The sequence below is a fragment of the Streptomyces rishiriensis genome (assembly GCF_030815485.1).
In the GTDB taxonomy this organism is placed as follows: domain Bacteria; phylum Actinomycetota; class Actinomycetes; order Streptomycetales; family Streptomycetaceae; genus Streptomyces; species Streptomyces rishiriensis_A.
Window position 1 is genome coordinate 3,092,458 of sequence record NZ_JAUSWV010000002.1, and the last position, 18,484, is coordinate 3,110,941.

At 72.0% G+C, this 18,484-nt stretch carries 19 protein-coding genes and 1 tRNA gene; 9 read left to right on the top strand and 11 right to left on the bottom strand.

The window, feature by feature from the left end; genetic code table 11:
* Positions 1 to 313: 313 nt before the first annotated feature.
* Positions 314 to 1,921: a dynamin family protein gene (locus QF030_RS16180; protein ID WP_307163382.1), complete on the bottom strand. Its 1,608-nt coding sequence runs from the start codon at positions 1,919 to 1,921 to the stop codon at positions 314 to 316.
* Between the two features lie 321 nt (positions 1,922 to 2,242).
* Between QF030_RS16180 and QF030_RS16185 the strand changes: the two genes are divergently transcribed.
* Positions 2,243 to 2,315, top strand: a tRNA-Arg gene (locus QF030_RS16185).
* 139 nt (positions 2,316 to 2,454) lie between these two features.
* Here QF030_RS16185 and QF030_RS16190 read toward each other — a convergent pair.
* The gene (locus tag QF030_RS16190; RefSeq protein ID WP_307163383.1) at positions 2,455 to 3,312 is read right to left on the bottom strand and encodes a 4'-phosphopantetheinyl transferase family protein; all 858 of its coding nucleotides are present in this window, start codon (positions 3,310 to 3,312) and stop codon (positions 2,455 to 2,457) included.
* An 82-nt stretch (positions 3,313 to 3,394) separates the two neighbouring features.
* On the opposite strand from QF030_RS16190, the gene QF030_RS16195 reads away from it, so the two are divergent.
* Positions 3,395 to 4,111, top strand: a complete 717-nt coding sequence (locus tag QF030_RS16195; RefSeq protein WP_307163384.1) for an alpha/beta fold hydrolase — start codon at positions 3,395 to 3,397, stop codon at positions 4,109 to 4,111.
* A 39-nt stretch (positions 4,112 to 4,150) separates the two neighbouring features.
* On the opposite strand, the gene QF030_RS16200 is transcribed toward QF030_RS16195, so the two are convergent.
* Positions 4,151 to 4,531: an S-adenosylmethionine decarboxylase family protein gene (locus tag QF030_RS16200; protein ID WP_079662176.1), complete on the bottom strand. Its 381-nt coding sequence runs from the start codon at positions 4,529 to 4,531 to the stop codon at positions 4,151 to 4,153.
* Positions 4,532 to 5,177: 646 nt separating this feature from the next.
* Between QF030_RS16200 and QF030_RS16205 the strand changes: the two genes are divergently transcribed.
* The 4 genes from QF030_RS16205 (at position 5,178) to QF030_RS16220 (ending at position 8,897) form a co-directional block, all read left to right on the top strand.
* Positions 5,178 to 7,037: a GNAT family N-acetyltransferase gene (locus QF030_RS16205; RefSeq protein ID WP_307163385.1), complete on the top strand. Its 1,860-nt coding sequence runs from the start codon at positions 5,178 to 5,180 to the stop codon at positions 7,035 to 7,037.
* On the top strand, positions 7,034 to 8,158 hold the full coding sequence (locus QF030_RS16210; protein WP_307163386.1) for an HAD-IIIC family phosphatase: 1,125 nt from the start codon (positions 7,034 to 7,036) through the stop codon (positions 8,156 to 8,158). The genes QF030_RS16205 and QF030_RS16210 overlap by 4 nt, the downstream gene beginning before the upstream one ends.
* Complete coding sequence (locus QF030_RS16215; protein WP_307163388.1) at positions 8,155 to 8,433, top strand: acyl carrier protein; 279 nt, start codon at positions 8,155 to 8,157, stop codon at positions 8,431 to 8,433. Before QF030_RS16210 ends, QF030_RS16215 begins: the two co-directional genes overlap by 4 nt.
* Before the next feature lie 140 nt (positions 8,434 to 8,573).
* Positions 8,574 to 8,897, top strand: coding sequence for a chaplin (locus QF030_RS16220; RefSeq protein WP_307163389.1), 324 nt, complete (start codon positions 8,574 to 8,576; stop codon positions 8,895 to 8,897).
* A 173-nt stretch (positions 8,898 to 9,070) separates the two neighbouring features.
* Here QF030_RS16220 and QF030_RS16225 read toward each other — a convergent pair whose 3' ends face one another.
* The 8 genes from QF030_RS16225 to chpG form a co-directional block, all read right to left on the bottom strand.
* On the bottom strand, positions 9,071 to 9,937 hold the full coding sequence (locus tag QF030_RS16225; protein ID WP_307163390.1) for a tyrosinase family protein: 867 nt from the start codon (positions 9,935 to 9,937) through the stop codon (positions 9,071 to 9,073).
* Positions 9,921 to 10,403 (bottom strand): tyrosinase family oxidase copper chaperone, encoded by a 483-nt coding sequence (locus tag QF030_RS16230; RefSeq protein ID WP_307163391.1) that lies wholly within the window; start codon positions 10,401 to 10,403, stop codon positions 9,921 to 9,923. The genes QF030_RS16225 and QF030_RS16230 overlap by 17 nt, the downstream gene beginning before the upstream one ends.
* 279 nt (positions 10,404 to 10,682) lie before the next feature.
* Positions 10,683 to 11,204, bottom strand: coding sequence for a hypothetical protein (locus QF030_RS16235; RefSeq protein WP_307163392.1), 522 nt, complete (start codon positions 11,202 to 11,204; stop codon positions 10,683 to 10,685).
* 138 nt (positions 11,205 to 11,342) lie between these two features.
* Positions 11,343 to 11,939, bottom strand: coding sequence for a vitamin K epoxide reductase family protein (locus QF030_RS16240; protein ID WP_307163393.1), 597 nt, complete (start codon positions 11,937 to 11,939; stop codon positions 11,343 to 11,345).
* Positions 11,939 to 12,439: a DUF5949 family protein gene (locus QF030_RS16245; RefSeq protein ID WP_307163394.1), complete on the bottom strand. Its 501-nt coding sequence runs from the start codon at positions 12,437 to 12,439 to the stop codon at positions 11,939 to 11,941. Before QF030_RS16245 ends, QF030_RS16240 begins: the two co-directional genes overlap by 1 nt.
* A 169-nt stretch (positions 12,440 to 12,608) precedes the next feature.
* Positions 12,609 to 12,896 carry a hypothetical protein gene (locus tag QF030_RS16250; protein ID WP_307163395.1) on the bottom strand — a complete coding sequence of 96 codons (288 nt, stop codon included), beginning with the start codon at positions 12,894 to 12,896 and terminating at the stop codon, positions 12,609 to 12,611.
* Between the two features lie 186 nt (positions 12,897 to 13,082).
* Positions 13,083 to 13,973, bottom strand: coding sequence for a hypothetical protein (locus tag QF030_RS16255; protein WP_307163396.1), 891 nt, complete (start codon positions 13,971 to 13,973; stop codon positions 13,083 to 13,085).
* 280 nt (positions 13,974 to 14,253) lie between these two features.
* Positions 14,254 to 14,493, bottom strand: a complete 240-nt coding sequence (gene chpG, locus QF030_RS16260; protein WP_062648359.1) for a chaplin ChpG — start codon at positions 14,491 to 14,493, stop codon at positions 14,254 to 14,256.
* A 238-nt stretch (positions 14,494 to 14,731) separates the two neighbouring features.
* Here chpG and QF030_RS16265 point away from each other — a divergent pair, with 238 nt between their 5' ends.
* The 3 genes from QF030_RS16265 to QF030_RS16275 are packed head-to-tail and all read left to right on the top strand — an operon-like array spanning position 14,732 to position 18,478.
* Positions 14,732 to 15,844 carry a DUF3344 domain-containing protein gene (locus QF030_RS16265; RefSeq protein WP_307163397.1) on the top strand — a complete coding sequence of 371 codons (1,113 nt, stop codon included), beginning with the start codon at positions 14,732 to 14,734 and terminating at the stop codon, positions 15,842 to 15,844.
* 49 nt (positions 15,845 to 15,893) lie between these two features.
* The gene (locus QF030_RS16270) at positions 15,894 to 17,066 is read left to right on the top strand and encodes a glycosyltransferase (protein WP_307163398.1); all 1,173 of its coding nucleotides are present in this window, start codon (positions 15,894 to 15,896) and stop codon (positions 17,064 to 17,066) included.
* Complete coding sequence (locus QF030_RS16275) at positions 17,063 to 18,478, top strand: exopolysaccharide biosynthesis polyprenyl glycosylphosphotransferase (RefSeq protein WP_307163399.1); 1,416 nt, start codon at positions 17,063 to 17,065, stop codon at positions 18,476 to 18,478. The genes QF030_RS16270 and QF030_RS16275 overlap by 4 nt, the downstream gene beginning before the upstream one ends.
* Positions 18,479 to 18,484: the final 6 nt, after the last annotated feature.

Genomic DNA, 18,484 nt, shown 5'->3' on the forward strand with positions numbered 1-18,484 from the left:
GAGACTCAGACTCAGACTCAGACTCCGCCCGATTCTGCCCCTGCCCACGCCCCTGCGGCTGCGGCTGCGCTTGCTCTCCGGATCCCGGGTTCTGCCCCGCCCCCAGGCCGCTGTTCTCCGTCCGCACCGGATCCCTGCTGCTCTTGCTGCTCTTGCTGTTCTTACGGCCGTTGCCGCTCTGGTCACTGTCGGTTCGGTCGATACCGGCGTGAGCGTTGCGGGCCTGATCGTTGTCGGTTTGATCGTTGCGGGTCTGATCGTTGTCGGTCTGGTCGTTGTCCGTGTGGTCCTGGTCAGTGACGGCGGTCACCGGTCACCTCTCCTTCTGAAGTACGGACAGCGCGGCAATGAGTTCGGCCTGGGGTTCGGCGTGGACTTCGAGCCCGTCGAGGGGCGCGAGGCGCCGCTCGCGTTCGGTGTGCAGCACGCGGTCGAGGTGTTCGGTGAGGAGCCGTCCGGCACGGTCGCGCAGCCGCAGCGCCCCGTGGGCGCCGATCCGCTCCGCGAGCCCCTCGCCGGCCGAACGCGCCCTGCGACCGCCCAGCAGCGCGGTGGCGACGAGGGCGGCGACCGACTCGGGATCGGGCGCCACACCACGTTCGAGGCCGCGCACCTCGTCCTCGGCGTACTCCTCGAGCTCGCGCCGCCACCGTCGTACGGCCAGGCCGATGCGGTGCTCGGTGCTCTCCGGCGAGGCATCCCGATCCGTCAGCTCCGGTGCGTCCGAGGCCGGTTCGCGCCGCCAGGCGTCGTCGACGCGTTCGTCGGCGGCCGTGACGGCGCACAGCAGGAGCGCGCCGAGGCTCTCCACCAAGGCGTCGAGGAGTTCACCCGCGGTGCAGTCCAACGGGAAGGCCCGCCAGCGTTTGAGCGCGTCGCCGGCGAGCACGGCGCCGCTCTGGAGACGGCCCCGCACGCGCGTGTACTCGGTGTCGTACGCCGTGTCGACGGCCGAGGTGAGGCGCAGCGCGGCGGCGTACTGCGAGGCGGCGGCTCCCGCCAGTTCGGGCATCCGGGCCTTGAGGGAGTTGAGAACGCCCTGGGCCGTACGGGCCAGGGCGCGGTGGCGGGAGCCCGGGTCCTGGACCTGGTGGACGAGCCAGTTCCGCAGCGGCGCCACGGCGGTGGCCGGCAGGAGGCCGCCGCCCCAGGCGGACTCGGGCAGTTCCGGCACCGTGAAGCGCGGTACGTCGCCCAGCCCGGCCTTGGTGAGCAGCGCGCCGTACTGCCGGGAGACCTCGGAGACGACCTGGTGCGGTACGCGGTCGAGGACCGTCACGAGCATGGCGTCGTACTCCTTGGCGGTGCGGAGCAGGTGCCAGGGCACGGCGTCGGCGTATCGGGCGGCGGTCGTCACCATCACCCAGATGTCGGCGGCGCAGATCAGCTCGGCGGCGAGCACCCGGTTGTCGGCGACGAGGGAGTCGATGTCGGGTGCGTCCAGGAGGGCGAGGCCCGGCGGGAGGGTGTCGGCGGTCTCGATCCGCAGTACGTGTCTGCCGTCCTCGCCGGGCAGCAACAGGTCTTCCGAGGACTCCTGGTGAGGCGCCCACACGCGCGTGAGCCGCGGTAGCACCCGCATGCCGCTGAACCAGTGATGGTCCTCCGGATGGCAGACGAGCACCGGCGTCCGGGTCGTCGGCCGCAACACGCCAGCCTCGCTGACGCGCTGGCCCACCAGGGAGTTGACGAGGGTCGACTTGCCGGCGCCGGTGGAGCCACCCACGACGACCAGCATCGGCGCGTCGGGCTGCCTGAGCCGGGGCACCAGATAGTCGTCGAGCTGGGCGAGCAGTTCGTCGCGGTTGGCACGCGCGCGTGGGGCTCCCGCCAGGGGAAGCGGGAAGCGTGCGGCGGCGACACGGTCGCGCAGGGCGGAAAGTGCGTCGAGCAGCTGAGGCCGTACGTCCAAGGTCACCACATGCGAAGAATGCCCAATTTTAGGGGATTTATGAAGCATATAGGCATGTCTGCGCGCCGATAGGACACAAGGGACGAAAGGTACGACTGGGACAGAGGCACAGCGCAGGCATAACGAGTGCACAACACCCGTCGCCCCGGACGCGAAAAGCGATGCACGATTCGCACCTGCCTGCGATTATCAGGACCGCTTCACCGAACCTCCACATTGAGCCACGGAGGGGAAGCAACCGGGACAAGGAACCGGGAGCCCTATCCTTGTCCCCGGCAACGTCACGGATCAGCCCACACCCGGGCAGCATGTACGAGGCCACCACACCCGGCCCCCGTAGCTCAGTGGATAGAGCAGGCGCCTTCTAAGCGCTTGGCCGCAGGTTCGAGTCCTGCCGGGGGCGCAAGTCTCCGCCCTCCCTTCGGGAGGGCTTTTTTGCTGGTGATTCGCGTCGGTGGTTGCGCGGAGTCTGGCCGGGTCTCTGGCCCGCCGAGGGCACCGCGGAAGGGTGGTCGACGACGAGGGCCGGAAGTCGTCGGGTGTCAGCGGTTGTACGACGCCAGCAGCCTCGAGCCGTCGTGCAGGGCGACCCGCACCCCGCCGGGCTCCCCCTCCCCCGGTCCACTCACCGGTCCTTCCCCCGGCCCCTCCCCCGGCTCCTCAGCCGCCCCCGTGACAGCCACCGGCACCGCCACCGCCCCCGTGACAGCCACCGCGACCGCCGCGGGATGCGTTCCGTCGACGTAGAGGTCCGCCATGCTCGTGGGGGGACGGGTGGCGAGTCGGCCGGGCCAGCCGAGGACGGCCGGCGGTTGCTCGGGGGCGGACACCTCCAGTTCGCGCAGCGGTACGCCCAGCCCCACGCCGAGCGCTTTGAGCACGGCCTCCTTGCGCGTCCAGGTGCGCAGGAACGCGGGCTGCCGTTCGGTTGCCGGGCGGGCGTACAGCGCGGTGAGTTCCGAGTCGGACAGGGCTGCGCGCGCGGCGGAGTCGACGTCGACGTCAGCGTGGGACTCCTCGACGTCGAGGCCCACCTCCCCGCCCCGGCAGACGGCGACGCCGATGAGCGCGCCGCTGTGGGTGACGGAGAAGGAGAGGTCGTGGAGCGGTGGGGTGGCCGGAGGGCCGTCCGACAGGGGTGCCCGGTGCAGGTGGACCTTGCCGTGCGGTCCGCCGCAGCGAGGACACACCCGGCGCAGGGGGACCTCCGCCGGGGGCAGCCCGAGCAGTTCGCCGAGGACCAGGCGGCTGAGGGCGCAGCCCACCAGGAAGCGCCCCCTGCCCGCGGGGTCGACGGTCGACTCGTACCGGGCGTGTTCCACGGGGTCGAGAAGGGTCCGCAGACCCGGCCGGGCGTCCTCCAGACGGGCCCACCACACCTGCACCGGGTGTCCTGTCACTGCGCCTCGTCCTGGTTCGATGATCAGCCCGCGCCTTACACTCACTCCTGCTCACACCACACCACCACGAGGAAGCAGCCGCATGCGACTGCACACACAGGAGTGGGGAACGGGCGAGCGCGTCGCCGTCCTCGTTCACGGCATCATGTCCGACCACCGCACGTGGCACGAGCTGGTCCCGGTCCTGACCGGACGGGGCTACCGCGTCCTCGCCGTGGACCTGCGCGGGCACGGCTCCAGCGCGCGCGGGGAGTACGAGCCCCGCCTCTTCGCCGAGGATCTCCTCGAGACGCTGCCAACCGCCCCGGAGGTCGCGCTGGGCCATTCGCTGGGCGCGTTGGCCCTGGCTCTCGCGGTGGCGGAGCTGCAACCGGCCCGCGCCGTCTACTCGGAACCCGCCTGGCAGCTCGCCGGGGCCCACGGCTCTCTGGACCCGGCCCTCTTCACACTCTTCAAGCGCTCGTCCCGCGCCCTCGCCGCGCTCTCCCGCCCGACGCACCGCGGGGAGCTGGACGAACGCCTCGAGAAGCGGGCCGTGGCCGAGCGGCAGGCACTCGACCGCTGGGACGAGCAGACGGCCCTCGCGCTCTCCACGCACCGGCACATCGACCACACGCCGGAGAAGGCTCTGGTGCCCTCTCTCGTCCAGGCTTCGGACCCGAGCATGCTCGTCAGCGCGGAGATGCGGGCGGAACTGGTGCGGCGCGGTTTCGAGGTGCGTACGGTGCCCGACGCACCGCATGCGATCCACCGGGACCGTTTCGACGCTTTCGTCGAGTCGCTGTCGGGGTGGTTGTGAGGCCCGACCGGTTCAACCGGTCGAACCGGTCGAATCAGGTCAGTGAACCGCGCGCAGCATACGCGTCACGTTGATCCGCGTCGGCGAAAGGCCGAGCTCGACGCTCTGCATCATCCGCTCGCCGTTCAGTCGGCCGTAGGCGAGCAGGTCGACATTGGCCAGGCTGAATTCGGGCCAGGTGTGAATGCTCAGGTGCGACGCGGAAAGCAGGAGAATCGCGGTGACGGCACCGTTGGGGAAAACGTGCGACGCCTCGCCGAGGACCGTGGCGTTTCCCTTTTCGGCGGCCGTACGCAGCACCTGGAGAAGGCGCTCTTCGTCGGTCAGGATGCTGTGGTCGCTCACCCATACATCGACGGCATAAGAGCACAGATCGTCGACGTTTATACCCTCGGTGGCGAGGTTGGCGGAGTTGGTCATGGGGAACCGGGGGTGACGAACCGCTGCCCCCGTCTCCTTTCACATAGATCTGCGCTGGTCCGCGCGGCCAAAGGGGAAGGTTGCGAGGCCGGTAGACGGCGCTCGATGGTGCCCAGCGTAGCATCCGGGGCGCTCAAGGGCTCGCGCGTGCACCGCGTCAAGGGCAGTGGAGGGGGCGCGGCGGAATCGTCCGAAAACCCACCGCACCCCTTCGAGGAATCCATCCGCGAACCTCCCCTCCGACAAGAGGTGAAACAGCCGGAAGAATGACCACTCCCCAGTGGACGGAACAGCGGACGGAACAGCGGGCAGGGCAGCCGGCAGAATCGTGGACAGAACGAGGGGCGGAACACCGGGCGGAACGGCGATCAGCGTACCGCTCAGCACATTGCGCGAGTTCACTTCATCCGCTCGAATTCCGTGCCGCCTCTCCGTCCTTTCATCGTCCTTCTTTCGTCGTTGATTTGCCCTCAATTCGCCGTCGATTCGCCGTCGATTTTCCGTCGATTCCTCGGTGTCCGAGCGGGTCCGGGGGCCTGCGCACCAGCCCGTATACTCGATAGTTCCGGAATCCACCAAACAGCTTGCCTGGAGCAGCATTGTGACGAACGCGCGTCGGCACCCTCGGAGCACCACTGCGGATTCCGTGCTCACGGAAGTCGCGGAAGCCGTCCGGCTCCAGGAGGGCCCGCCCGGGGTGCGGTCCGTCCTGCGGGCGCTGCGCCGTCTGGCGCCCGCCTCCACGAAGGACCTCAGCCGCGCGACCGGCCTGCCCGTGCCGATCGTCGCCGCCCTGGGGAACGAACTGCGCCGCCGGGGGTTCGTCACCACGCAGCGTCCGTCCCGGCTGACCGAGGCGGGTCTGGACCTCGTGGCCCAGCTGGGCATGGACCTGTCCCTCGACGCCACCTGCACCACCTGTGACGGGCGCGAGCTCGTGATCCCCGACGTCCTGGACGCAGCCGTACGGCGGCTGCGCGCCCTCATGGAGTCGGGTCCCGCCGCCGACATGGCGATCGACCAGTCGCACTGCACGGCCGAGACCAAGGTGCGCCGGGTGCTCGCGCTGCTCACCGCGGGCGCCCTGCCGGGTGGCTCCCTGCTGCTGATCGGCGACGACGACCTGATCTCCCTGGCCGTCGCCGTGGTGGGTGATGTGCTCGGCGGTCCGATCGTCGAGCAGGTGACCGTCGTGGACATCTCCGCCGAGATCCTCGACTACATCCGGAAGGTGTCGGCCGGCCTCGGCACCCGGGTCGAGACCGTCCAGCACGACCTGCGCCTGCCGCTGCCCGCCGAGCTCCTCGAGCAGCACGACGTGGCCATGACGGACCCGCCGTACACGGCCGAAGGCGCCCGCCTCTTCCTGTCCCGTGCCGTGGAGGGGCTCCGGCCCGGCCCCGCGCACAGTGTCTTCTTCTCCTTCGGCGGCAAGAGCCCGGACGAGATGCTGGAGGTGCAGCGGGAGATCATGGGGCTCGGCCTGGTCACCAACGGTTTCGTCCGTAACTTCAACGAGTACGAGGGCAGCGGCATCCTCGGCGGTGTCGGGTTCTTCCAGCATCTGCTCACGACCACCTCGACGGCTCCCTCCCACGAGGGCGAGTTCAGCGGCCCCCTCTATACGGGCGACAAGCGGACCCGGCAGCGCGAGTACACGTGCGTGGCGTGCGACGCCCGGTTCCGCGTCGGGCCCGGCGCCCGCTGGACCGCGGTCGCCGCCCTGCGCGCGGAGGGCTGCCCGAACTGCGGCAAGGGCCCCTTCCGCCCCGGCCGCCTGGTCCCGGCGGAGGATCCGACGACCCTGGCGGAGCAACCTGCGGCCGTTGCCCGGCAGGCAGCCCTTCCCCGGCAGGTTCCGGCTCCCGCCGAGACCCCGGCCACGGATCGCAACGCCCCGGCCCTCGCACCGGACGCCGTGGCCGCCACGCCGGCGGCTGCTCCCGCCACGCCCGTCGGTCGCACCTCCGGCTGGCGCCCGCCGACCGACGAGGACCGCGCCGGCCTCGCCGAGCGGGCCCGGCCGTACGTCACCCGTCAGGCCGACGAGCGTGATCTGCCGGCCATCGGACGGTTCGAGGCCGAGATCGCCCGGGTCTCCTTCGGCGAGGACGCCATCGACGACCCCGCGCGGTGGGCCTCCCGCCTCGGCCGTGCCATGGAGAAGTCGAAGGAGGGCATGATCGTCGCCGACGGTCCGGGCGAGGAGCCCGTCGGCTGGTGCTGGGTGAGCATCAACCAGAACGCGATGACCGGCGACCGCTACGCCAACTTCCGCTCGCTGGCGGTGTCCCCGGTGGACAACCGCAGCGACGTCGCCGAACTCCTCCTCACCGCCGGTCTGGAGTTCTGCCTGGCCAACGGCATCACCGAGGTCGTCGGCCGAGTGCACGTGGGCAACGTCCCGATGCGCACGGTGTACCGCAAGTTCGGCTTCGACCCCACCAGCCTGTCGATGAAGCTGTTCCTCCCGGAGGGCGAGCCGAAGGGGGACAGCGCCCGATGAGCCTCACGGACCGCTTCGATCCCGACGGCGTCAAGTGCGTCGTATGGGACCTCGACGGCACCCTGTGGGACGAGATCGCCGTCGAGTCGGCCACCGACGACCTGCCCACGCCCCGGCCCGCGACGCTCGCCGCGATCGACGCCCTGGCCGCCCGCGGTGTGCTCAGCAGCATCGCGAGCCGCAGCGCGCCCTCGGTGCTCGACCGGCTGGACGCCGTGCCGGAGGTGCGGGCGCGCTTCCTGGCCCCGCAGGTGTCCTGGCAGGACAAGAGCGAGGCGCTCCGCCGGATCGCGAAGGACCTCGGCATCGCGGTGGAGGCCCTCGTGCTGGTCGACGACTCGCCGTACGAGCGCGCCGAGGTCGAGGCCCTGCTCCCGGGCGTGCGCACCCTCGCGCCCGAGGACGTGCCCGCGCTGCTGGCCGCGTTCGAGGGCCGGGAGGTCACCGCCGAGTCCCGCGAACGCGTGCGCCGCTACCGCACGGAGGAGACCCGCCGGGCCGAGGGCGAACGCTTCGAGGGCTCGCGCGAGGAGTTCCTGCGCTGGTGCGACATGCGTCTCACCGTCGGCGCGGCCACCGCCGACGAGATCCCGCGCGCGCTGGAACTCGCCGCCCGCACCCACCGGCTGAACTCCTCGGGGCTCACCCCCGACCGTCTGCGCGAGCTGGCCTCGTCGGACGGGCACGAGCTGTACACCGCCCGTATGACGGACCGTTTCGGCGAGTACGGCATCATCGGCGCCGCCCTCGTCGAGCGCGCGCACGGCACCGACCGCGTCACCCCCGTCGGGGCCCCCGCCACCTGGTCCGTCCCGCTGCTGGCGCTCTCCTGCCGGGTGGCCGGCCGGGGCGCGGCGGCGGCCTTCCTGTTCCGGCTGATGGAGCGGGCCCGCGAGGCCGGCGCCGAGGAGTTCCGGGTGACCCTGCGCCCGACGGACGCCAACCTGGAGATGCGCATCCTGCTCCGCCAGGCGGGTCTGCGCCGTACGGATGACATCACCCCCGGCGCCGGCCCCGCCACCGCCGCGGATTCGGCGGTCCTGGGCAGGACGCTTCAGGGCGACCTGCCCGGGTCGCCCGCATGGCTGCACGTATCCGACCGAGAGGACGCCGAAGCGTGACGGACACCCGAGGGCGGGCCACGGTGGAACGGGAACTCCGCTCGCTGATCGCCGAAGCGGCCCGTCTGGACCAGGCCGTGGTCGCGGAACTCCCCGCCGGCACCGACCTGTTCGGCCCGGAGATCGGCCTCACCTCGCTGGCCGGTGTGACCCTGCTGGGCACGATCGACAAGCGCTACGGGGTCGACGTGGCCGCGCTGGACCTGAGCCTGGACAGCCTCCAGTCCATCGCCACCCTGACCGACTTCGTCGCGACGAACCTCCCGTCGCACTAGCCACCCGGCTGTACGGCCGTCCTGTTCAAAAAGGGTGATCCGTCCGAACGCCCCGTGACCCGCTCACGGTGTGGGCGTTGAACGGGGAGTGCGACGGCGCCCCCTGCCGCCGCATGAATCGATCCCCTAAGGAGAACGTGATGTCTCGCATCGCGAAGGTGGCCGCTGTTGCCCTCGGCACCAGCGCCGTGGTGGTCAGCGGAGCCGGCCTGGCCATGGCGGACGCGGGTGCGCAGGCCGCGGCCGTGGGTTCGCCGGGTGTCCTGTCGGGCAACGTCGTCCAGGTTCCGATCAACATCCCGGTCAACGTCTGCGGCAACAGCGTCAGCGTCATCGGCCTGCTCAACCCGGCCTTCGGCAACACCTGCGCCAACGTCAGCGACCACGACAAGGGTGGCGACAAGCACGGCGACAAGCACGGTGACCAGCACGACGACAAGCACGGCGGCGGCTACGGCGGCTGAGCTTCACCCCGTACGTCTCGTACGTACACCCCGGTCGTACCCCGCGTACGTACCGTCAGGAGAGCCCCGGCACCTCGAGCGCCGGGGCTCTCCCCCTGTCCGCGTGCGGTTCACCACGCCACGCGTGCGGTGCACCACGACGGGCTCACTGCGACGGGCTCACCCCGACCCGCTCACGCGTACCGGTAGATCCGGGACACGTCCTCCAGCTGGTCCGGGGTCACGTCCCACGGCGGGAGCTTCTCCTGCCGGGCGACGACCCGACGGTACTGGCGGCTGGTCGGCCCCGGTGGTTCGGCGGGCAGGTAGCGGTGTTCGCGGTGCCTCCTCTGCCAGCGGGTCCACAGCAGGTCGACGAACGCGTGGTGCAGCCAGAAGACGGGGTCGTTGACCGAGGCGCCGCCGAGCATGAGCCCGCCGACCCACCGGTGCACCCGGTTGTGGTTGCGCCAGGCGGCGCTGCCCGAGCCGGTGCCCCACCCCTCCAGCTTGTTGCGGAAACCCCGGGTGACCGTCGAGTCCCACGGCTCGACGTCGTAGACGGGGTCCTGAAGCGCCCGGTCCACGTCGCTCCGCGTCGGCAGGCCGATCGGGGCGGCGGCCCGGCCGAGATCCCGGGTGAGGAACCTCCCGTCGGTCACGTTCTCCTTGATGGTCCAGTCGCCGGTGGCGTAGGCGAACGGCCCGGTCGTCACCTGGTGGTCGGAGCGCCGTCCGTTGCCGCCGAGAAGGTCCTTGGTCCAGGGCGCGGCGGTGGCGCTGCGGTCGCGCGTCCAGTCCCAGTAGGGCACCGTCACCGAGGAGTCGACCCGGCGCAGTGCCTGCTCGAGGTCCAGCAGGAACCTGCGGTGCCAGGGCAGGAAGGAGGGCGCCATGTGGGCCGTCCGCAGGCCTCCGTCGCCGTCGGACACGTAGTAGTCGATGTGTGTGCGGACGAATTCGTCGTACTCGCCCCTGCGTTTGAGTTCCAGCAACGCCTTCACGAAGCGCCGTCGTTCCGCGCCGGTGAGGGTGCTGACGTCCTTACGGGTGTAGGCCATGGTGTCCCCCCATGTGCGGGTGATGGTGTTCCGGGTCCGCCTCGCGCAGCCGCTCCCCCGGGCCGAGGCCGTCCACGGCGGCCCGGACCGCCTCCAGCGGGGTGGCGTACGAGCTGTAGTGGTCGACCATGCTCAGCCAGGTGCCGTCGGCACGGCGCATGAGGTGCAGCGGGCGACCGTCGACCGTGATGTCCCACCGGACGTCCGTCGCCGCCGCGTGCCCCGGCGAGGCGAGGACGCCGTGGAGGTGCCGGCCCCGGTAGGTCTCGTCGAAGGAATCCGCAGGGCCGCCGTCCGCCGGGCGCGAGGGCCGGGAGGCGGTGACGACGGGGACGATCGCGAGGGCCGCGGCGGCGCCGAACAGCCCGCGCAGCAGGTCCCGTCGCCGTGTGCCGTGCGCCGTGCCGGGTCTGCCCGTGACCACCGGCCCTGCGGTCATGGGTACTCCGTCGACGCTGACGACCATGGTGTGCTCCTCGTCCGGTGCGCCGGCCCGGTCCGCTGATCCGGCCCGGCTGTCGGTAGCGGGTTGTGTAGCGGTTTCTGTGCGGGTTTCCGTGCGGGTTTCTGTGGCGGTTCAGTAGCGGCTTTCCGTAGCGGTTCCACGGGGGTAACCGCCCGGCGGCCCTCCTGGTCACCGCCCGGCTCCCGAACAGTCCGCCGGGGACGCGGATTCGGACATGGCGACGGGCCCGGACGACGGCGTCCGGGCCCGTGGTTCGTGGCGGTTCGCCCGCCGGGGAGGCTAGAGCCCCTCGCTCACACCGAGGTTCGCGCCGGGTACCGCCTGGAGCACCGGAGTGATCACTCCCGCCTGGGGCAGCTGGAGGTCCGGCAGGCCGAAGCGGTCGGGGTTGGGCGCGGTCAGCGGGGCGTCCAGGGTCAGGCCCGGGCTCAGCGTGCGCAGGTCGGAGGCGGGGGCGTCGAGGCCGAGGTGGTTGAACTCGCTTCCCAGGATCTCCGGCAGGGGAGCGCGCAGTCCCACGCCGGGCAGCCCCGCGGCGACGGGCAGCTGCGGAACGACCCGCTCCGGGATGAGCCGGCCCTCGACGAAGCGCGGCCCCTCGGGCGCGCCCGGCGTCGGCAGAGGGATCTCGCCGCCGATCGTGGGCAGTTCCACGTTGAGGGACTTCTCGACGCCGTCGAGCGGTACGGGAACGGGCACCGTGCCGATCGCGGCGGCGGGGGTCACGCAGGCGGCGGCACCGGCGGCGGCCGCCACACACGTGATGACTGCGGCGAGTGTTCCTCGGGTGGTCGACTTCATCTCGGGTACGGGCCCTTTCGGAGGGGTTCGGGGGGCGTTGCGTCCGTACCGGGTAACGAGCCGGAAATCGTCATCAGTTCACAATTCCCCCGAGTGCCGCAATAGTGCTACGGCCATATCGGTACGACCGGCGGATGGTCAGCTCGTCCAGAAATCCCACCATCGGGTCAGGATCAGCATGCCGATCACCGCGATGTGCAGCAGCGGCAGCACCCAGGTGAACTCGGCGAGGAAGTTCCGCACCCCGGCCGGGGCCGGCAGGAAGGCGTGGCGGACGACGAACGAGACGGTGTACCAGAACATGAGAATCGTGGCGATCCATGCCAGACAGCACCACAGACACAGCGCGTTGATCCGGTACAGGGACTCGAACTGCAACCAGGACACGAACCCGACGCCGAAGAGACAGCCGCCGGTGAAGGTCAGCCAGTACCAGCGCGGGAAGGCGGCGCCGGCCAGCAGGCTCACGCCGACGCACACGACCGTCCCGTAGGCGACCAGACCCAGCATCGGATTGGGGAACCCGAACGCCGAGGCCTGGTCGCTCGTCATGACGCCGCCGCAGGAGACGACCGGGTTGAGGCTGCACCCGGGGGTGAAGCCGGGGTCCTCCAGCAGGCGGAACTTGTCGAGGGTGATGACCCACGCCGCCAGCAGCCCGGCCGCACCGGTGAGGACGAGCAGCAGGGCGAACGCGCGGCCGCCGCCCGCGGGCGCCGGGCGCGGCCGGCGCATCAGCCGCGCAGTCGGCGAGCGGGCAGGACGATGTGTGCCGCGGCCGTCAGGGTCTCGGCGGCACCCGCGAACGCGGCCAGCTCCTCGGGCGTGACGGCCCGGCCGGGGGTGGCCTGCGGCCAGGCGCGGGTGGTGAGGACGAGGTAGGCGTAGCCGCGCTGCTCGACGGCCGCGAGCCACTCCTGCGGCGGCAGGCACTGGGCGTTCAGGCTCGGCATGTTCAGGACGGCCGCGCCGGACTCGACGAGGAGGGTGAACGGCAGGCTGGGCCGTTCGGTGCCGTCGACGACGTCCCCACCGATGGGCATGCCGTTGTCGGTGAGCAGGCGCGCGACGGCGAGGGCGGTCCCCTCGGGGCCCTCCGGGGTGTCACCGAGCGAGTAGGCGAGGAGGTAGGGCATGTCACTGCCGTCGGGAGCCTCGCCGCTCCACGGCATCACGACAAGGGTGCCCAGGTCGGCCACGCGGAAGGGGCGGGTTGCGCTTGGGGTTGAGGTCACCGCGCGACCCTATCGGCGGGCCGGAGGTCGGTCGGGCGTGTTCTCACCCGACCGGGGGACGCCGGTGCGTTGCTCCACACGAACGAGGGACGCGCCGCTCGACCCGCCTCGAACAACGCCGAGGGCCGGCCCCGTCGGTGACGGGGCCGGCCCTTTTCGGAAAGGCGTCTCAGCCCTGGAGCGGCAGCCCGCCGAGGAGGGCGTTGTGGCTGTTGAGGGCGCCCGTCGCGCCCTTGAGGGTGCTGAGCACGGAGTCCTTGTTCTCGGTGTCGAGCGCGTCCGACTGGTGCTGGACCGGCATCGCGTCCTCCAGGTTGATGGGCCCCTTGGCGAGGGTGTCCACGGCACCGTTGAGGCTGGTGGGCGTGAGGTCGGCGGGGGCCGCGAACGCGGGCACGGCGGCACCGGCGAGGACCATGGATCCGGCAACGACAGCGGCAGCCTTCAGGGACTTCATCGGATTCCTTTCTTCGGCGGCCCGGCGACCCGACCACTCGGCGCATCGGCGCATCGGCGCATCGGGTCACCAGGGAAATTCTGACGTCGTGCCTAACGAGCCCCGCCGGATGCGGAAACCGTGTGCGCAAAAGATTTCCGCACCCCGGCGGAGGGCCGGGGTGCGGAAATCGGGAGCGAGCGACCGTCAGCTGGTCGGCAGAGCGGGCACCGCCGGAACGACCGGCGCCGCCGGAACAGCGGGCACCGCCGCGGCCGGGGCCTCGGCGGGCAGGGTGGGCAGGGTCAGACCGGCCCCGGCCAGCGTCGCGCTGACCAGGTCGAGCAGGCCGGACACCACACCGCTCACGGCCGGGACGACCTGGCTGACGTCGAGGGACGTCGCGGCCGCGAGAAGGGCGGCGACCGCCTTGTCCAGCGCGGCGACGGCGTCCGAGACCGGGTCGGCGGCGGCCTTCGCCTTGGCGTCGTCACCGCCCTTGCTGAGCACGGGCTTGGCCGGCACCGCGGCAGCGGGCTCGGCGGGCGCCGCGGGCTTGGCCGGCAGTACGACCGCCGGTTCGGCCGGCACGGCGGGCTTGGCGGGGACCTCGGCCGCTGGGTCGGCGGGCTTGGCCGGGACCTCGGCCGCCGGGTCGGCGGGCTTGGCCGGGACCTCGGCCGCCGGGTCGGCGGGCTTGGCCGGCGTCTCCGCCTCGGGGTCGGCCGGAGTCGCGGGGGTCTCCGGGGTGGCGGGGGTAGCCGGCGTCGTCGGGGTCGCCGTCGCGATCTTGGCGACGGCGGCCTTGACGGCGTCGCCCAGCTCGGTCGCCTGTTCGGCGGTGAGCTGACCGTCTTCGGCCTTGAGGACGCTGTTGAGCAGGTTGGCCACCGGGGTGAGGACAGTGCCGAGTTCGCCGAGGCCCTTGGCCTGGGCGAGCAGCGCGTCGGTGCCGGCTACGGGCGCATGCGGCGCCGCGGCGGTGCGCTCACGGGCAGCGGCTCCGTCGACCGCCATGGCGGTGGGGGCGGCGATGCCGAGGACGAGGGTGGCGCAAAGTGCGGTGGAAGCGATACGCCGTACGGGCAGACCACGCATGGGGAATTCCTTTCGATTGCGTCGGGTCTCGTTCCCACCGTGCAAACGACGGTCGCTCTCCGCAACAGATCGATCGCTTTGCGTGACGTCACCTCGCCCGGTCCGCCCGCATCACCCCTGGTGAGAAGGCCTGTCAAGGTCCACCGAGCGTGTCGGGGCCACCTCCCCCCATTCGGGTCAGCAGCCTCGATGGCGCTCGCGGGAACGCGAACGGCCGCCCTCCTGGCGGGAGGGCGGCCGTTCGGCGAAAGACGTGTCATGACCTCAGGAGGGGGAGACGTCAGTCGTTGATGCAGGTGTTGCCGAACGCGGGGTTCAGCAGGCCGATCACGTTGATCGTGTTGCCGCAGACGTTGACCGGGATGTGCACGGGAACCTGGACGACGTTGCCCGACAGCACGCCCGGGGAGTGCTCGGCGATGCCGTTCGCGCCGCTGTCGGCGGCGGCGATGCCGGAGGCGCCGGCGACGGCCGCGGCGGCAACGGAGGTCAGGACCAGGCCCTTCGCGATACGCGACATGGAGAGGTGCTCCTTGGGGTTTTGACACAAACACCCGGGCGGGGATGCCCGGCGCTGAAGTCAACGCGCGGGCCCTGCGGGAGTTGTGCCGCCGAATGAGTGATGTCACCCGAGCCCGGCTTCACCATCCCGACACACATGTCCGGTTTCTACGGATTAATCCGGACAGCGGCTAGAGTTGCGCCCCATCCGACGCACGCCTATAGCAAGCAAATCGCACGAAAGGGCACCGCCGGTCATGCGTAATTCCCTGGGTCCGCTGCTACGCCGCACGACAGTGGGCGTTCTCGCCCTCGCCGCCCTCTGGGCACCCGGCGGCGCCCGGGCTTCCGGCGCCCCGCCCGCCGCGGAGGCACAGCGACTCGCCTTCACACAGCGCTTCCACGCGACACAGCACGGCGGGATCGTCCGCGCGGCCAACGCCGCCATCAGCTGCCGCACCACGACCACGCCCACGGGCAGGGCGGCGCCCGCCTGTCCCGCCGTGCGCCGGGGCGGACGCGCCGTCAACAACGACTTCGACATGTTCTACGTCGACGTCGACCGCGACCCGAACACCTACAACTCCTCCCGCGCCGAGGTCCGGCTGCCACAGGGCGCGCGGGTGTCGTACGCGCGGCTGTACTGGGGTGGCAATCTGCGCGTCGGCGAGCAGAAGCCGCCGAAGGACAACGGACGGGTGCTGATCGCCGAGCCCGGCGGGGAGTACAAGGCGGTCCTCGCGGACACGGTCGTCGGCCACCAGGTGGCCCAGGGCGCCGACGCCTTCCAGGCCTCCGCGGACGTCACCGGACTGGTGCGCGCGAGCGGCCAGGGCCTGTACACGGTCGCCCAGATCAACGTGGCCATGGGCCGTTCGGGGGCCGGCGCGTGGGGCGGCTGGACGCTGGTCGTGGCCTACGAGAACCCGGCGGAGCCGCTGCGAGACCTGTCCGTCTGGGACGGCTTCGACACCCTCGGCTCCCCCGCCGGCCAGGAGATCCGGCTGCGCGGGCTCGCCGTTCCGCGGGGCGCGGGCGGCCGGGTCGGGCTCGTCGCGTACGACGGCGACCGCGGCCGAACGGGTGATTCGCTCATGCTCTCGACCGGTGACCGGACGGCCACCGCGCTCACGGACGCGGTCAACCCATCCGACGATGTGTTGAACTCCACGATCAGCGAGCCGGGGGAGGCTCCGGCGGCGCGTGTACCGGCGTACGTCAACACCCTCGGCTACGACTCCGATGTGTTCGATCTGAGCGGCGGTTTGCGGCGCGGCGGTGACCAGCTGGCCGTCCGGCTCGTTTCCCACCGGGACGCGGCGTGGGCCGGGGCGCTCTTCGTCGCCGTCGACACACGGAAGAAGCATTAGGCGCGTTCCCGCCCGTCCCGAGCGTCACCGTGAGCGAGGAAACCGCGCCATGCACCAGCCAGAACCCGATGGAACCCGGGTCCTGCATCTCACCCAGCCCGTGGACGGCGGGGTCGCCCGGGTCGTGACGGACCTGACGCGGGCCCAGCTCGCGGCCGGCCTGCACGTCACCGTGGCCTGCCCGGCCGGCCGGCTCGCCGAGGGCCTGCGCTCCCTGGGCGCGGACGTGCGGCACTGGGCGGCGACCCGGTCGCCGGGGCCCTCGCTCCCCGGCGAGGTACGACGGCTCGTACGCCTGATCGGTGAGGTACGCCCCGACCTGGTGCACGCGCACAGCGCGAAGGCCGGTCTCGCCGGGCGGCTCGCGGTGCGGGGACGGATCCCGACCGTGTTCCAGCCGCACGCCTGGTCCTTCGAGGCGGTCGGCGGGACCACCGCGGCCCTGGCGCTCAGATGGGAGCGGTTCGGCGCCCGTTGGACGGACCGGCTGGTGTGCGTGAGCGAGGCCGAGCGCACCACCGGACTGCGCGCCCGCATCGGCGGGCGAGTCAGCGTCGTCCCCAACGGCATCGATCCCGAGCGCTTCCACCCGGCCTCCGTCGACACCGTACGGGCCTCCCTCCTGCCCGAACTCGACCCGTCCGCACCCCTGGTGGTGTGCGTCGGGCGACTGTGCCGGCAGAAGGGGCAGGACGTACTGCTGACGGCGTGGACGGACATCGCGCGCCAGGTGCCCGGCGCCCGGCTGGTCCTGGTCGGCGACGGCCCGGACGGGGAGCGGCTCCGGTCCCGCGCGCCGGAGTCGGTGCTGTTCGCCGGGGCCGTCGCCGACGCCGTTCCCTGGTACCAGGCCGCCGACCTGGTCGTGCTGCCCTCGCGCTGGGAGGGCATGGCGCTCGCGCCGCTGGAGGCCCTGGCCTGCGGGCGGCCCGTCGTGGTGACCGACGTGGACGGCGCCCGGGAGAGCCTGCCTGGACCCCTCGCGCCCCGCTGTCTGGTGCCCGCCGAGAACCCCGCGGCGCTGGCCGCTGCCGTCGCCGGACTGCTGCTCGACCCGCTGCTGCGCGAGTCGCTCGGCCATCAGGGACGCCGTCACGTCCTGACCACGCACGACGTGCGGTACACGGCGGGGGCGGTCGCGGGCGTCTACCGCGAACTGCTCACGACCACACAAGGGGCGCGCGTCGCGCCCACCGAGCGCAGGGAGTCCATCCACTCGTGACTGCGGAAAGCACCGTCCCCTCTCCCGGCGCGCAGCCCGGGTACTCGCCCGTCTCGGTCATTCCGCGCCGGGAGAGCGGAGCGGGATTCCGGTTCCCCACCCGGCGGCCCCCGGCGCGGCCCACGTCGCCGCTGCCGCTGCTGATCACCGACGGCCTCGCCACCTTCGTGGGCGCGCTGGCACTGACCGGGGCGCAGCGCCGCCCGCTGCTGGTGGCCCTGCTGGTGGCGGCGACGATAACGCTGCGCCCGCAGCGATCGCGTCCGGTGGTGGGGGTGCTGGACGAACTGCCCACCGTCTGCGGCCGGATCGCGGTGGCCTGGCTGGCGCTGGGCACGCTCGTCGCGGCGTGGAACCCGTCCCACGCGCTGTCGGTCCGCACGCTGCTCCTCGGGTTCGCGGCGCAGGCGGCGGCCGGTTGCGCGGGCCGCGCGGTGGTGCACCTGCGCCGGCGCCGGGCGCTGCTGCGCCGCCCGCACGCCGCGCTCGTCATCGGTCCCGCCGCGACCGCGCAGCGGGTGGCCGCCGCCGTGCTGCGGCATCCCCGGTCCGGGATCCAGCCGGTGGGGATCGTGGCCGAGCGGCCGGACGGCGCCGACGGGCTGCCCGTGCTGACCTCCGGTCAGGAGGTGCAGCGGGCTCTCATCCAGAACGGCGTGCGGGACGTCCTGTGCGTCCACCCCGCCGTGCGCACCGTGCAGGGCCCGCTGCTGCGGGCGCTCACCGAGTCGGGCTGCACGGTGTGGGAGGTCGACGCCGACTCCCCCTCGTACGCGAGCCGCGAGCAGCTCGCCGGGTTCTCCTGCCGGCGTCTCGACATGGGCGCCCGGCGCCGGGGCAGCCTCGGCAAGCGGCTGCTGGACATCGCGGTCTCCGGGGCCCTGCTCCTGCTGATCAGCCCGTTGCTGCTGGTGTGCGCGACGGTGCTGCGGCTGACCGACGGGCCGGGGGTGGTCTTCCGGCAGGAGCGCATCGGCAAGGACGGCCGGCCCTTCACGCTGCTGAAGTTCCGCACCCACCGGCCGGTCGACGAGCACGAGGCCGCGACCCGGTGGAGCGTGGCCGGCGAGCGGGAGATGAGCCGCTTCTGCCGCTTCCTGCGCCAGACCTCGCTGGACGAGCTGCTCCAGCTGTGGAACGTCCTGTGCGGTGACATGAGCCTGGTCGGCCCTCGACCCGAACGCCCTTATTTCGTCGGCCAGTTCAGCCAGACCTATCCCGGCTACGCGGCCCGCCACCGGATGCAGACCGGCATCACCGGTCTCGCCCAGGTCCAGGGGCTGCGCGGGGACACCTCGATCGAGGACCGGGCCCGCTTCGACAACGCCTACATCGACAACTGGTCGCTGTGGCAGGACGTCTGCATCCTGCTGCGCACCGCGGCCGCCCTCGTGCGACCGACCGGGAGCTAACCACCC

Excerpts from the sequence above, each read along its gene's own strand:
- QF030_RS16195 (WP_307163384.1), top strand. The coding sequence starts at position 3,395 with ATGCGACTGCACACACAGGAGTGGGGAACGGGCGAGCGCGTCGCCGTC.
- QF030_RS16200 (WP_079662176.1), bottom strand. The coding sequence starts at position 4,531 with ATGACCAACTCCGCCAACCTCGCCACCGAGGGTATAAACGTCGACGAT.
- QF030_RS16210 (WP_307163386.1), top strand. The coding sequence starts at position 7,034 with ATGAGCCTCACGGACCGCTTCGATCCCGACGGCGTCAAGTGCGTCGTA.
- QF030_RS16220 (WP_307163389.1), top strand. The coding sequence starts at position 8,574 with ATGTCTCGCATCGCGAAGGTGGCCGCTGTTGCCCTCGGCACCAGCGCC.
- QF030_RS16225 (WP_307163390.1), bottom strand. The coding sequence starts at position 9,937 with ATGGCCTACACCCGTAAGGACGTCAGCACCCTCACCGGCGCGGAACGA.
- QF030_RS16230 (WP_307163391.1), bottom strand. The coding sequence starts at position 10,403 with ATGGTCGTCAGCGTCGACGGAGTACCCATGACCGCAGGGCCGGTGGTC.
- QF030_RS16235 (WP_307163392.1), bottom strand. The coding sequence starts at position 11,204 with ATGAAGTCGACCACCCGAGGAACACTCGCCGCAGTCATCACGTGTGTG.
- QF030_RS16240 (WP_307163393.1), bottom strand. The coding sequence starts at position 11,939 with ATGCGCCGGCCGCGCCCGGCGCCCGCGGGCGGCGGCCGCGCGTTCGCC.
- QF030_RS16250 (WP_307163395.1), bottom strand. The coding sequence starts at position 12,896 with ATGAAGTCCCTGAAGGCTGCCGCTGTCGTTGCCGGATCCATGGTCCTC.
- QF030_RS16255 (WP_307163396.1), bottom strand. The coding sequence starts at position 13,973 with ATGCGTGGTCTGCCCGTACGGCGTATCGCTTCCACCGCACTTTGCGCC.
- chpG (WP_062648359.1), bottom strand. The coding sequence starts at position 14,493 with ATGTCGCGTATCGCGAAGGGCCTGGTCCTGACCTCCGTTGCCGCCGCG.
- QF030_RS16265 (WP_307163397.1), top strand. The coding sequence starts at position 14,732 with ATGCGTAATTCCCTGGGTCCGCTGCTACGCCGCACGACAGTGGGCGTT.
- QF030_RS16270 (WP_307163398.1), top strand. The coding sequence starts at position 15,894 with ATGCACCAGCCAGAACCCGATGGAACCCGGGTCCTGCATCTCACCCAG.